This is a genomic window from Candidatus Latescibacterota bacterium (assembly GCA_019038625.1).
Taxonomy (GTDB): Bacteria; Krumholzibacteriota; Krumholzibacteriia; order Krumholzibacteriales; family Krumholzibacteriaceae; genus JAGLYV01.
On record JAHOYU010000199.1, the window covers coordinates 1 to 14,169 of the forward strand.

Genomic DNA, 14,169 nt, shown 5'->3' on the forward strand with positions numbered 1-14,169 from the left:
GTCTGGGCAAGGATAACCGTGTGATCTTTAACAAGATCATTAACACTGCCCTTGATATACTTCCGACAAGGAAAGTCCATCTGATATTCCTTGAGAATAACAAAGTAATAAAATATACAGGTGAGAATCTCGAGAATAAGAGAAAAGTCACCGTTGAACAACTGCCTGAATCGAAGGGGATCACAAGATGGCTTCAGCGGGAACTGGAATCGTCCCGGAGTAAGGACAATGTCTTCAATCTTGATCTATCTGTTGTGGCAAAGGAATATATACATGATGAGGACCGGCATAACAGCGTGATATCTGCTCCACTAATGGCAAAAAGTGCTGTTTTTGGGATTATCCTGTCGATAAATGACCAGGATCAGAAGGAATTCACAGATGACGATATTCATATGTTGACTATCCTGTCAAACCAGGCTGCGATAGCTTTTGAAAATTATTTTCTATATAAAAAACTTGAAATCGAATCGATTACTGACGGATTGACGGGGATATATAATTATCGACACCTGATCAGATCGATCAAGATCGAGATGAAGCGAGCTATGAGGTTCAATCAGGTGTTTTCCTTCCTTATGCTCGATGTTGACAACCTTAAGGAGTATAATGACAGGAATGGACATCTTTCCGGAAGCAGAGCTCTCACGGATATAGCCGGGATATTGAAATCAAATTGTCGTGATATCGATATAGTTGCCAAATACGGTGGTGACGAGTTTGCTATTCTTCTACCTCAGACAGATATTACTGGCGCGAAGACTATGGGAAAAAGGATACTAAAATCAATCGAGAAATTCAAGTTTGACAGAGTGAAGTCCGGGCTTCTCACTTGCAGTCTGGGGATTGCCGTCTATCCAGAGGATGCCCTTGAGGTCGAACAGCTTATCGACAGGGCAGACAGTGCGCTTTACAAGGCCAAAGCCGGGGGCAAAAACAATATAAAGATATACAGGAGTTTAAATAGCGTCGAACGTGCTTGAAACCTTTGACGTGCTTGCCTGTTTGTTATAATCTTACATGAGAATGTTTCGATGGTTTGAAAGGAGTACTAGATTGGGACTTAAAGAGAAAATGGAAAAATCGGAAACTGTGCAGTCTGTGATCGGACTCGGGTATGTGGGGCTTCCACTTGCGGTCGAATTCGCAAAAGCAGGACTTGAGACTATAGGCATCGATATAGATCAGACGAAGGTTGCAAAGGTTAACGCTGGAGAAAGTTATATAGGAGATGTGGCCGAAGAAGAACTCCGCGAAGTCGTCTCTTCCGGAAAACTCAGGGCAACGACAGATTTTTCTATTCTCCAGGAGATCGACACGATCAATATTGCTGTTCCGACACCCCTTCGCAAGACCAAGGATCCTGATATTTCATATATAGTCGCGGCCCTGAAAGAGATAAAAAAATATATACATAAAGGTCAATTGATCATTCTGGAGAGCACCACATACCCTGGAACAACAGAAGAAGTGATGATGCCGATACTGGAAGAGAGTGGTTTAAAAGTCGGCAGTGATTTCTATCTTGCTTTCTCTCCAGAGAGAGTAGATCCAGGGAACGAAAAATATACGACGAAAAACATCCCGAAAGTAGTCGGTGGAGTAACACCGGCCTGTACCGAGCTTGCAGCGGCACTGTACACAGCAGCAGGAATGAATCCGGTACCGGTTAATTCTTCACGTGTCGCGGAGACTGTCAAACTCCTGGAAAATACATTTAGAAGTGTGAATATCGGCCTCGTAAACGAAATTGCTCTGATGTGCAACAGGATGGGGATCAATGTGTGGGAAGTCATAGATGCGGCAGCGACGAAACCTTTCGGTTTCATGCCGTTCTACCCGGGCCCAGGACTGGGTGGACACTGTATTCCAATCGACCCATTCTATCTTTCCTGGAAAGCAAAACAAAGTGGATTCGATGCGAGGTTCATCGAACTCGCAGGTATGATCAATGGGGATATGCCCGCGCAGGTAGTGGTCAGGGTCGCTGAAGCTCTGAACAACAAAAAGAAATGCATGAATGGATCCAGGATCCTCATCATGGGTATTTCATACAAGAGTGACATTGATGACACACGAGAGTCTCCCGCATTCGACATTATCCGCCTTCTTCTGAAGAGAGGTTCGGATGTCTGCTGGTACGACCCATTTGTCGAGGATATTGATATTGAGGGTGAGGCAGTAGAAAAGTTTGAATACAACGCGGAGGAATTGAAGTCAATCGATTGTGCGATCATAGTTACAGGTCATAGCAATGTGGACTACAATCCACTCGTTAATAATTGTGACCTTATCTTTGATTCGAGAAATGTGCTTAAAGAGCTGGAAAATGAAAATATTGTGAGGTTGTGACGGGGCTTCCTGATTGGAGGAAAAATGTCCAGATACCTGGTGACAGGAGGAGCCGGATTCATTGGTTCCAATATTGTCGAGGAGCTTGTAGCGCTCGAAGAGGATGTTATTGTTTATGACGATCTCTCTACGGGGCATGAGGGAAACCTTGAAAAATTCAGGTCCGGCCTGGATTTCATAAAGGGTGATATCAGGGATTCAGATACTCTCGGGAGAGCAATGTCAGGTGTTGATCATGTGCTTCACCAAGCCGCCCTGGCATCAGTTCCGAGAAGTATCGAAGATCCTGTCCTGGTCAATGATGTCAATGTAAGAGGAACTCTAAATGTGCTTGAGGAAGCTAGAAAAGCAGGTGTCAAGAGCGTCGTCTATGCAGCATCATCATCAGCTTATGGCGAGACGGAGAAGCTGCCGAAGACAGAGGATATTGTTCCGGAGCCCCTGTCGCCGTATGCTGTCAGTAAGCTTGTCGGTGAACATTATTGTTCCGTTTATTCAAAGGTATACGGGCTTCCAACCATCAGTATAAGATATTTCAACGTGTTTGGCCCGAGACAGGACCCCGCTTCTCAGTATGCTGCCGTCATACCGATTTTCATATCCAATCTCCTTCAGGGCAAGAGCTCCACGATATTCGGTGATGGGGAGCAGAGCAGGGATTTTACTTTTGTGAAGAATGTGGTCAAAGCAAATATTCTTGCCTCACGCTGCGATGTGGCTGCAGGTCAGATGGTGAACATCGCATGCGGAACGAAATATACATTGAACGAATTGTACACTGAACTCAGTAAGTTGACAGGTGCTGATGTTCAACCTGTTTACGCTGAAACAAGGGCTGGGGATGTTAAACATTCACATGCTGATATATCAAAAGCAGAAGAACTTTTTGGATATTCTGTCGATGTAGATTTTGCGACAGGCCTCGAGAGGACAGTCGAGTGGTACAGGCAGGATCTGGCAGGCAACGCGTAACCCTTTTTACTTTACAGCGTAAAGGAAAAGAAGATACTCTTAGAGCCAAGGTCGAGGGAGGTGATCGTTATTAACTGGATTAAAGAAAAAATAGCGATTCTGATTATTTTTCTAACAATGATCTGCATTGCGAATAGTGCGGCTGTTGCTCAGGATGTCCGTTTGCGGGCCGGTGACCGGATCGTTATGTCTGTTCCGGAGAGACAGGAACTCGAAAGAAGATTGACGATCAGCGAGGATGGCACTGTCCTCATACCTGTGCTTGGCGAGATCATGATCGAGGGACTGTTGATAAATGAAGCCAGCCAGATCATTCTACGACGTTTGCAGGAGATCTATCCAAGTGTACAGGGAATAGAGCTGAGTCTGGTCGGTGAAGAGGCCAGAAGGTTGATCTATGTCCATGGTGAGGTCCTCAATCCAGGAAAATATGATTTTGGGGAGAATCCTAATCTATGGGAAGCTGTCAGGGAAGCGGGAGGCGCGAATCCAGACGCTGCGCTGGAGACAGTCAGGATAATACGCGCGGAAGAAGAGGGTAGACGCACCTTCATTGTAAATCTTCAGCAGGTGATCGAAAACGGCAATATCGAATCGCTTCCTGAACTCAGGCCCGGTGATACAGTTATAGTTCCAATACGTATGCTTCAGTATCAGGGGACAGGCTCGGTACGTGTTATCGGTTCCGTTACGAATCCTGGCCCATACAAGCTTTCCGGAACAAAAAGTCTTACGGATGCAATACTCGCCGCAGGGGGGCCAACTGACCAGGCTGACCTAAGAAAGGTCAAAATCATCAGGTACCTCCCCGAAGGGACTGTGATGACGATTCAGGTCGATTTTGCCGACTATCTCAATACTGGGGACACAAGGCAGAATCCTACCATTCTACCGAACGATACCGTGAATATTCCCCGGGAAAGAAATATTTTCAGGGTCCTTTTCAGCGACCCCCGATATCTTCTGGGAACGTTGACGGCTTCTGCGGCTTTCATCGCCGTAATGAATAACTGAGAAGGGGGCAGGGGTGGAAAACGTTCGGAAGTATGTTCCTGATGAGGACGAGCATAAGATAGATCTGCAAATATACTGGAAAATATTCTGGAGAAAGAAGTTCTACATTCTAGTGCCAGTGATCCTTTCTTTTGTGATCGCTGCCATCGGCACTCGTTATCTCACACCTGTCTATGAATCCTCCACGCTTGTTTCCATCGAGGAACAGAATATTCTCGCGCAGACTATGGGCAGGTATATTACAAATGTGGAACAGCAGCAGCGCGTCAGAGAGCGTCAGTACAGAGCCATGATCGAGACCAGACTACGAAGCAGATCATTTCTCGAGACCGTAATATACGATCTTGGATTGAACAGGTCTTATAATGTAAGGCAGGATATAGAGAATTCGAAGAACAATCCTTCTGGACTACCCCTTGAGGAAAGAGTGATCAGAAGGCTTGTCGCTCTTCTGCGGGACAAGGTAAATGTCGAGAATACTCTCCCTGGTTTTTACAAGATCAGCATTCTGGATTCCGATCCAGGCACAGCGCATGTACTGGCGAGCAAGATGGCAGAGAAATATATAGAAGTCACACAGCAGTCGAAGCTCCAGGGGCTGAGGCAGGCGGGAGCATTCAGTGACGAACAGCTTGCAATTTACAAGGAAAAGCTGGAAACGGCCGAAAAAGAACTCTCCAGAGTGAAAAGACAGCTCGCGGCGACCGACATCGAGACTAATCCCGTGAATGCTTTGAACCTTCATATAGCTGATGCCAGAAAAACGACTTTTCAAGCTGAAGTCGAGAGGAACAGGATAGCTCTCAGGAGAATTAGAGAAAGACTCAATTCGATATTCGGGATGGTTCCTTCTACAGAACGCATAGGTTCCGATGAGACGATCGTAAATATCGAGAACCGATTGTTTGCAAGAAGCGACGAGTGGATCCTTTCGTTGATCGCTGGTGACAACGTTTCGGTGGAAGAACGGGATTTTTCCACTATCTGGGAGGAATTGCGAAGGAGGATCTCTGAGATCATCCTTGATGAGTACAGCGAGTTCTCGGCCGACCTGAGACCTCTTATAACGGAGTATTACTATCAAAGGTTCATGGTGGATTACTACTCGAGCAGGGAAAGGAAGATCAAGGGGTATATCGATCGACACAAAGAAAATATAGCCATACGGCCCCACCTTGAGAGAGAAGAAACGAGACTGAACCAGGAAGTCGAGACCAACAGGGCGATTTATCAGGCATTCATAGAGTCAAAGACTTCGGCGCAGATAACGGAAGCAGTGCAAAGTACGAATCTGGGTGTGCGTGTAAATATAATCGAACAGGCTGAAAGGTCTTTTATTCCTGTTAAACCGAACAAGCTGAAGATTATCTTGCTGGCTCTTGTCTTTGGAGGAGCTTGTGGGTTAAGCGCTATACTGATAACCGAATACGCTGACGATTCATTCAGGACGGTCGAAGAGGTTCAGAGAATAATGAAAGTGCCTGTCCTGGGGACCGTTCCCAAGACCGTCGCGCATTTTGCCTGGGAAAAGAAGAGGCGTGGGAGAATGCTGACCGCATGGATCATTGGGATATTCCTGTTTGTCTCAATAATGAGCGGAGTCCTGTACATGTACGCGAAGGCTCTGAAAAGCTCCGGAATAGGCGTCGAGCTGTCGGAGAAGAAAGACGAGGGTTAGGGGTGGAAGAGACCGAAAAACAGACAATTTATAACTTATTCGATCAGGAAAGCCCCATCGCTACCGAGATGAGAAGGCTCTATTCGAATATCAGACATATCGATGGGAAAAACCCAAAAAGAAGCTTTCTGGTGACCAGTGCGAACAGGGGTGAGGGAAAAAGCACGGTAGCATCACACCTTGCCCTTACAGTTGCACGTTTCCGGGGAAAAAAGTCGCTTATCGTCGATGCAGATCTGAGAAGGCCACGATTGCATCAGATATTCGATGTAGACAAGGAACCTGGATTGCTGGAATGCCTCGAAGGCTCGGCCGATCCTATGGATGTGATCAAAGATACTCCGATAGAGAATCTTAAAGTCATCCCGGCCGGAAAGAGAGTCAAGTCTCCTGCACATCTTTTTGAAGGAGATGTGATGAAGGATATCTTCGACAAGATCAAGTTTTACTACGATATTGTTATCGTTGACAGTGCTCCGATAATTCCGGTAAGCGATCCGATGCTTATCTCAAGCGTTGTTGATGGTGTTGTCATGGTCCTTCTTGCCGGAATGACGCCCCGAAATGTTGCATTGCGAGCTAAGAATATCCTGATGGATGCAGATGCCAGGTTGCTAGGTGTCGTTGTCAACAACCTTTCGGAAGTATTACCATATTACTATGATTACAGATATTACGGATATACGGAGGATGAAAAGGAGTAATTTAGTTGATGATCGAAGAAAGCACCTTTCCGTCAGTTCAGAGAAGACTGGAAAAGTGGATCGGGGGTTCACTGATGAGATCGATTTTAAGGCATATGCTTTGTTTGATCCTCGTGGCTGCCATATCTCCCTCGATGCTTTGTGGACAGGATTCGTTGTGTGTTCATTTCAACAGTCTTCGTAGCGGGGTTCATCTTGAACTCGCTGTTGATTATTCCATTAACGGTGTTCTTCCAATGACGGTCTGCGACTTGAGGCCAGGTGACTCCTGGAAATTACTTCTGGGAGGAAGGGGGCTTGAAAGCAGGACAGGTTATCTGGATGTTGATGATGCTGGCCATGTGTCGATCAGGGGGTCGAGGAGTTCCACTGCCTTCAGAAATCTGCTTGTGCCCGGGTGGGGAAATATAAGATCAGGTCGAAAATTGTCTGGATGGGCCGATATGGGCACATCTGTCTGCGCTGGATATTACTACCTTGTAGAAGAGCTGGAATACCAGGATATGAAAAGCAGGTTCGACGTGCTGAGCAGGGAGTTGGAAGAGGCGGGCACGTATGATGAAAGAGCCAGGATAACCGAAGCGCTCCATGCCTCTTCAAGAGCGGTCAACGTTCAAAACACACACAGGAAACGAGCATTGATCCTTGTTTCGGCCATCTACGGGGCACAGATGCTGTTGGATCCCATTCTAATGGGTAATACCCCTTCATGGAATCTTGATGCCGGAGGAACGATTCTGACGGCTGACACCTCTCCCAGAAGCCGGACCAAAGCATTCATATATTCTTCGATCTGGCCTGGAAGAGGACAGTTCTACCAGGGTAAGTCCACAAGGGGGATCACTTTTTCGGGATTATTCCTCGCTGCTGGACTTTACTCTATGGACCGGATCAACAGCTATGAAGAGTTTGCGAGTCTCTATGAGACTGAGGTCGACAGGTATAACAATGCCGTGTCACCTCTGGACAGGGATTACTTCAAAGATAGTGCCTCTAGACTCTGGGAAGACGTCGAAGAGGTGAAGAAGGAGAGGGATACCGCGCTGCTTCTCCTTGGCGGTATCTGGGGACTGAACCTGATAGACACTTTTTTCCCGCTGGACAAATATATTCCTTCCTCCACGGCATCGCTGGAAATAGATCCCGGGGGAATGGCTCTCGTAGTAAAATTCTGATCGCTGGAGGTAAAAGAGATGAAAAAGATTCTAGGTCCGGTTCTTATGATATTTATCGTGGGTTTTGTGATCTCTGGTTGTCTGGATGATATAGATGAGATCGATCTTGGTACTGGCGAACCGGCATTTCCTCAGCCCTCAGGGCTGTCATTGGATTCCGGAGACGGGTATGTCCATATCTCATGGACCGCAGTACCTGAGGCTGTGTCGTACCGTTTATACAAACAACCTGAATCGGAAGAGATGGTTCTTCTGGCCAGTGTTACAGAGACAGAATATCTCGATGAGGATATTGTGAACGGTGAGGAATACACGTATTCAGTTTCAGCAGTATCGTCAACAGGGATAGAAGGTTTTCGTTCTCGTGAGATGACTGTCATACCGTCGATCTATTCGATAATAATCGATAACGGTGCGGGAATCACAAATTCCAACGAAGTATTACTTACCCTTACAGCCCCGATTTCTACAGCCTTGATGAAGATCTCAAACCTGCCCGATCTTTCCGGTGCTTCCTGGGAGATCTACACTTCAGCAAGAATATGGAACCTGACAGACGGTGATGGCGACAAAACTGTATACGCGACATTTCAGGATGGGACTGGGACTGGATCGGGCATAGTTTCTGCGGATATGACCCTGGATTCATATGCTGCTATTTCTTCGGTAGCGTTTACTCCTGATCCGGAGCTGTTCGCGCTGGGATCTCAAGTCCATTTCTTCGTCGGAGTGGATGGGGATGAGACTGGCGGAGAAGCCTGGATAGAGCTTGAAGGATTTCCCGAGCCGATAGTTCTAAGGGATGATGGATTAGGTGGAGATGGTACAGCTGGTGATGGTTCTTATGAAAGGGTGTTCAACTTTCCCGTCAGTTTCCGTGGGACAGGACTTGGGGTAGCGGGTCAGTTTGTAGATCGCGCAGGAAACCAGTCTCTGGCTGTAGAATCAGGACAGACGGTGAGTTTTACTGATCCGCCTGAGGATGTTACTCTTCTCGATCCTATGGAAATAACAAACACTCGAATAACGCTTAATTGGAGCGAATCGACTGAAGATGATTTTAAAGCATACAGGATATACCGGAGTACGAGCCAGGGAGTAGCGGAACTGCCTGAATTCTTCATCAGAGGGCTTGATAATAGATCTCAGACAAGTTATCCAGACAGTGATCTCGATGAAAATATAACATATTATTACATAATAGTCGTAGTCAACGATCTCGACGAGGGATCAGAAAGTAACGAAATCGAAGTAACTACTCTGGACATGTTTCCGACACCTGCAATCCTCGACGAACCTTCCGCTGTTGGAAATGACAGGCTCACACTCACCTGGAGTATAAATGTAGATACAGATTTTTCTTCGTATGATATCAGGAGAGGTACTTCTCCAGGCGTAACGGAATTTTCTGAACTGGTGGTTTCAATATCAAATGTCGAAAAGACATGGCACGATGACACATCTCTCGACCTGATCGGCAATACGTATTATTACAGGATCTTTGTAGTTGATTCCGGTGGCCTGATGTCCAGGAGTAACGAGGTTTCGACTGAGTGAGGCCGGGTCCCGGGCTCTCATATTCTGCGTAATAATACCCAGCCGTACAAAATATATGGGGTAATTACCCCAGAATATCAGGGGATATACAAGCAAACATTACCGACAAAACAACTCACAGGCCTTGCAAGTCATGCATTACTTCTGCTATAATAAGCACATAGGGGTATTTGTTAAAAGCATAGTGTTGTAATAATTATTACTTAATAACAAAGGTACACTTCTTGCGATGGTAAGAGACAAATCCTCGTGGGGGATTGTATCTTTTTTGGAGGTATGGAGGAGATTTTGGTAGTCTTTCACCGATCGATAGCTGGGTCATCAAACGCAAGAGAGGGGTTCTATACCAGGAAACTCGATCCTATGCACAGTGAGATCGAGATCCTCGGTGATCTTGTCTCAGATCCTGACATCCAGACTCCAAATAAAGTAAATTCGATCAAAAGGGGCTTTGATCTTATATTCTCTGTCTTGGCGATGATCCTTGTGTCTCCGCTTCTTATGATTGCAGCAATAATTATAAAGCTGGAATCGCCGGGGCCCGTTTTCTTCGCTCAGGAAAGAATCGGTTTGAACCGGCGAAGAAGGGATCGAAGATCCAGGGCAGGTGAATGCGGGCTGAATCGCAGAGCCGACTCTGACAGACGCAAAAGCCTTCATGCTGGCAGACCGTTCAGGATTTACAAACTCCGCACTATGCGTACTGATGCTGAAGAATCGGGACCTAAGCTGGCGCAAAAGAACGATCCCAGGATCACCAGAGTGGGTAGTTTTCTCAGAAAGACGCGTATAGACGAGATCCCTCAGTTCCTCAACGTGATCAAGGGAGAGATGAGTATTGTCGGACCCAGGCCTGAAAGATCGTTCTTTATAAACCAGATCAGGCAAGAGGTCCCCGAATTTCCCTTGAGACTGCGTGTAAAGCCCGGGATTACCGGCTTGGCTCAGGTTGAAGATGGATATACACAGACCCTTGATATGATGAAGAGAAAACTGATGTTCGACCTCAAGTATATCTCTCAGTTCTCTCTTTTTCATGAGATCAGGATCCTCTTTAAAACTGTTTTTGTAGTATTTACGGGTAAAGGTGCCTGTTAAAGCCTGCTGGAACTCTCCTGAAATACATATTTTCATATCATTAGACACGTATAATCTTGACCTTGGGGGAACTGCGCATTACACTGTGCCTACGGTGATTATATGCTGAGAATACAAGGTCTTATACTGATATCGCTCCTTTACACGGCACTCATCTCGTTTGCCTGTATTTTGCCTGCATACAGGTGGGTAACGATACCTGTCGGGCTTATCATGACTGCAGTGCTTGCCTATCGGGACAGGGTCAATCACAGAGAGAAGATCGAAGTCATTCATAAACGCTTGAGCAATCTCAGGAGCGAAGGCCTGATTATCGAGGAAAGGATAAAGGAAGTAGATGATGATGTATTCTATCGAATGATACTTACTTTGCTGACCGATCTCGAAAGATCTCTTTTTAAACTTGTAGAGAAGAATATCCAGTTGCTGAGTATCAAGGAGATCGGTAGAAGCATAATCAGTTCTGTTGATGAATCCAATTTAATTGATTCTGTATTCGAATACCTTGTCCATGGTGTGGGTTATCGTGAGGTGGCTTTTATTCTCCTGCGAAAGAAAAAGCAATGCTTCCAGTCTATGGTATGCGTTGAGAACACAAACAGACTCGTTAGAAGAGTTATAAATCTTGACTACGCCGATCTTGGCGGCGCAGTTTTCAATTCGTTAGTCTCAGGAAAAGCCTTCCTTATAAAAGATGCATCGATGCACCCGATTTTCGAATCGATAGGGGACGAGATGTTTCCTGGAAGCACAATGAGTTCCTATATCTGTGTCCCATTGATGATGACTTCGGAAAGGAATAGATGCTGTCTGGACGGAAAATGCTGCCTGGATTCTATCAACGATGAAAAGTCCGATACTGCGGAAAAAAAGTTCATGACACACCCTGAATGCCTGTCATGCCCTGAAAATCCTATCCTTGGTGCCATTATCGTCACTGACGGATTCAGGGCGACCCCACTGACAAACATCGATCAGGTGACGATCGAGACGGTAGGCTCACTTGTGGCATCAAATATTGAGAACTGGCTGTTGTACCAGGAACTCAGACATGAGGAGATCTTCAGGGAGAAAGTGTTGGAGGGAGTTCAACACGGCCTGTTCGTCTGCGACATGGAAGGTATCATAACACTGGCGAACAAAAGTGCCCTTGAGCTTTGTGGAGAAGATGAGGACAGCATTTCCGGGAAAAAGATAGACAGCCTGATAAGCCACGGTAGCGGAGAGAGTGAAAGTTCCTTTGTGTTCGATATTATTGAAGAAGACAGTCCTGCACCGTTTTACGAAGCTTGCATTCGAAGATCCGATGGTAATTATATTCCAATAAGAACATATATATCCAGGCTCATGGGTGACGATGGTGAAGTCCAAGGTGTAATTACTACATTTATGGACCTGACTTATATCAGGAGAATGGAGGAGCAGATCAAGCACCTCGACAAGCTCGCCATGCTTGGAAGATTCACTTCTGCCATTGCTCATGAGATCAGAAACCCACTCACAGGGATAGCAGCGGGAATACAGTATATGGACAGGAAGGGTGGACTCTCCGAGGAACAAAAGGAGAACATAACCTTTATTCTACACGAAGTAGAAAGGCTCAACAGGATCATCACGGATCTATTCAAGGTAGCGAAACCCAGAGACCTCCTCTATCAGGATGTTGATATCAATGCTTTGATCGAACGAAGTTATAAAAGCGTATCCGAAATCTTCTTCAGCAAGAAAATCGAACTAAAAAAAGATGTCGACGATACTTTGACAAATATCGAAGTCGACCCGGACCAGTTGACACAAGTTTTAATCAACTTGCTGAAAAATGCAGCTGAAGCTGTTCCGGAGAATGGGAGTGTTATAATAAGGACGAGAGCTTATAATGGCTATATTCCGGATGTGATTTCAGAGAAAGGAAACTCTCTGATCTGTTTCGATGTTATTGACGATGGACCTGGGATAGATAGTAGTGACATTGAAAAGATATTTGAACCGTTCTACTCGAAGAAAGTCGGAGGGACAGGCCTTGGCCTGTTTGTCTCACACAGTATAATACAGCATCATCAAGGCAGGCTGAGTGTGGTGTCAAAGCTGGATAAAGGGACGACGTTTACAATTTGTCTGCCCAGAAACCGGCCTGTAAAGGGAGGAAAAGTTGAAACCGGTAATACTTCTGGTAGATGACGAAGACACGATAAGGATGTTTCTAGAGAAAACTATCAAGGATGAAGGGTATGAAGCTCTTACTGCGGCAAATGGAGAGCAGGCACTTGAACTGACGAGAAGCGAACTCCCGGACCTTATCCTTTTGGATCTCAAACTTCCGGACATGAACGGTATCGAAGTCCTGCAGAAGATCAAGGAAGATCTCCCTGAGGCCTGTGTGATTATGCTCACGGCATTCGGAGACATCGAGACTGCTGTTTCTGCGATAAAGAAAGGGGCTTTCGATTTTGTAAGCAAGCCTGTTAATCTTGAGCAGCTGCTGCTTGCGATAGAAAAAGGTCTGAATTCACAGAAACTGAGTAGAGAGTTGTTCCAGCTGAGACGCAGGGTCAAGATCGATTTCGACAACAAGTATATTCCCGGGGAAAGCCCGAAGATGAAAGAGATCTACGATATTGTAAAGACTGTGGCTAAAAGCGATACGACAACTGTGCTTATACAGGGGGAAAGTGGTACTGGCAAGGAAATGATAGCTAACATGATTCACAAATACAGTCCTCGCCATGACAAACCTTTTCTGGATATTAATTGTGCGTCTCTACCCGAGGAACTGCTTGAAAGTGAATTGTTCGGCCATGAGAAAGGTGCATTCACTGATGCAAAGAATCAGAAGGTGGGACTTCTCGAGCTAGCCAACAAAGGAACCCTCTTTCTGGACGAGATTGGAGAAATGAGCCTTACGATACAGGTCAAACTGCTCAGAGTCCTTGAAAAAATGTCTTTCAGGAAGGTGGGAGGGACCAAGGACATCCATGTGAGCGTGAGAATAATTTCGGCGACCAACCGTGATCTTGAAGCCGAAGTAGCCAGCCGAAATTTCAGAGAGGATCTTTATTACAGGCTCAAAGTCATTCCAATCAATATACCACCACTGAGAGAAAGAAAAGAAGAGGTCTTCATCCTACTCAAACATTTTATCAGCATATATAACAAACAGTTCAACAAGGATTTCAGGGATATCGACGATGACGCGTATGAGGCCTTAATGGCGTACCCCTGGCCAGGCAATATACGCGAACTTAAAAATGTCATTGAACGTATAGTACTGCTTGAGGAAGATAATATACTCAAGCTGGAACACCTGCCAGAAAGTATCAAGATCGATGGATCGGAAGGCACAAGAAGATCGATTGCAGACAAAATAGAGCTTCTGCTAAGCAGACCCTTTGGTGAAGAGGGAATACCGTTCGAAGAGATTATCAGAAGCGTGGAAAAAAAGCTTATAGACAAGGCCATGCATGAATCGAATAATAACCAGAGTAAGGCATCAAGGATACTTCGATTGAACAGAGATAAACTCAGATACAGGCTAAAGAATTTTGAGCAGAACATGGAGGAATAATTTACCAATGCGGTATAGCCTGATAAAATTACTTGGTGTGGCACTGATGTCAGTCCT

General features: G+C 45.7%; 11 protein-coding genes. All 11 read left to right on the plus strand.

Annotated features, from left to right (window positions below):
• Positions 1-983, plus strand: a 983-nt coding sequence (locus KOO63_13775) for a sensor domain-containing diguanylate cyclase (GenBank protein ID MBU8922880.1), incomplete at its 5' end; no start/stop codon positions are given.
• Between the two features lie 43 nt (positions 984-1,026).
• Positions 1,027-2,352 (plus strand): nucleotide sugar dehydrogenase, encoded by a 1,326-nt coding sequence (locus tag KOO63_13780; protein MBU8922881.1) that lies wholly within the window; start codon positions 1,027-1,029, stop codon positions 2,350-2,352.
• A gap of 24 nt (positions 2,353-2,376) precedes the next feature.
• Positions 2,377-3,324 (plus strand): SDR family oxidoreductase, encoded by a 948-nt coding sequence (locus KOO63_13785; GenBank protein MBU8922882.1) that lies wholly within the window; start codon positions 2,377-2,379, stop codon positions 3,322-3,324.
• 162 nt (positions 3,325-3,486) lie between these two features.
• A complete protein-coding gene (locus tag KOO63_13790) occupies positions 3,487-4,338 on the plus strand; it encodes an SLBB domain-containing protein (protein ID MBU8922883.1) in 852 nt (283 codons plus the stop codon).
• Positions 4,339-4,351: 13 nt separating this feature from the next.
• Entirely contained in the window at positions 4,352-6,016 is a 1,665-nt protein-coding gene (locus KOO63_13795; protein ID MBU8922884.1) for a hypothetical protein, read from the plus strand.
• Between the two features lie 2 nt (positions 6,017-6,018).
• A complete protein-coding gene (locus KOO63_13800; GenBank protein ID MBU8922885.1) occupies positions 6,019-6,720 on the plus strand; it encodes a CpsD/CapB family tyrosine-protein kinase in 702 nt (233 codons plus the stop codon).
• A 5-nt stretch (positions 6,721-6,725) separates the two neighbouring features.
• A complete protein-coding gene (locus KOO63_13805) occupies positions 6,726-7,895 on the plus strand; it encodes a hypothetical protein (protein MBU8922886.1) in 1,170 nt (389 codons plus the stop codon).
• Positions 7,896-7,913: 18 nt separating this feature from the next.
• Positions 7,914-9,452, plus strand: a complete 1,539-nt coding sequence (locus KOO63_13810) for a hypothetical protein (protein MBU8922887.1) — start codon at positions 7,914-7,916, stop codon at positions 9,450-9,452.
• A gap of 288 nt (positions 9,453-9,740) precedes the next feature.
• Complete coding sequence (locus KOO63_13815) at positions 9,741-10,550, plus strand: sugar transferase (GenBank protein ID MBU8922888.1); 810 nt, start codon at positions 9,741-9,743, stop codon at positions 10,548-10,550.
• Between the two features lie 102 nt (positions 10,551-10,652).
• The gene (locus KOO63_13820; GenBank protein ID MBU8922889.1) at positions 10,653-12,728 is read left to right on the plus strand and encodes a PAS domain-containing protein; all 2,076 of its coding nucleotides are present in this window, start codon (positions 10,653-10,655) and stop codon (positions 12,726-12,728) included.
• Positions 12,700-14,112: a sigma-54 dependent transcriptional regulator gene (locus KOO63_13825; protein MBU8922890.1), complete on the plus strand. Its 1,413-nt coding sequence runs from the start codon at positions 12,700-12,702 to the stop codon at positions 14,110-14,112. Before KOO63_13820 ends, KOO63_13825 begins: the two co-directional genes overlap by 29 nt.
• Positions 14,113-14,169: the final 57 nt, after the last annotated feature.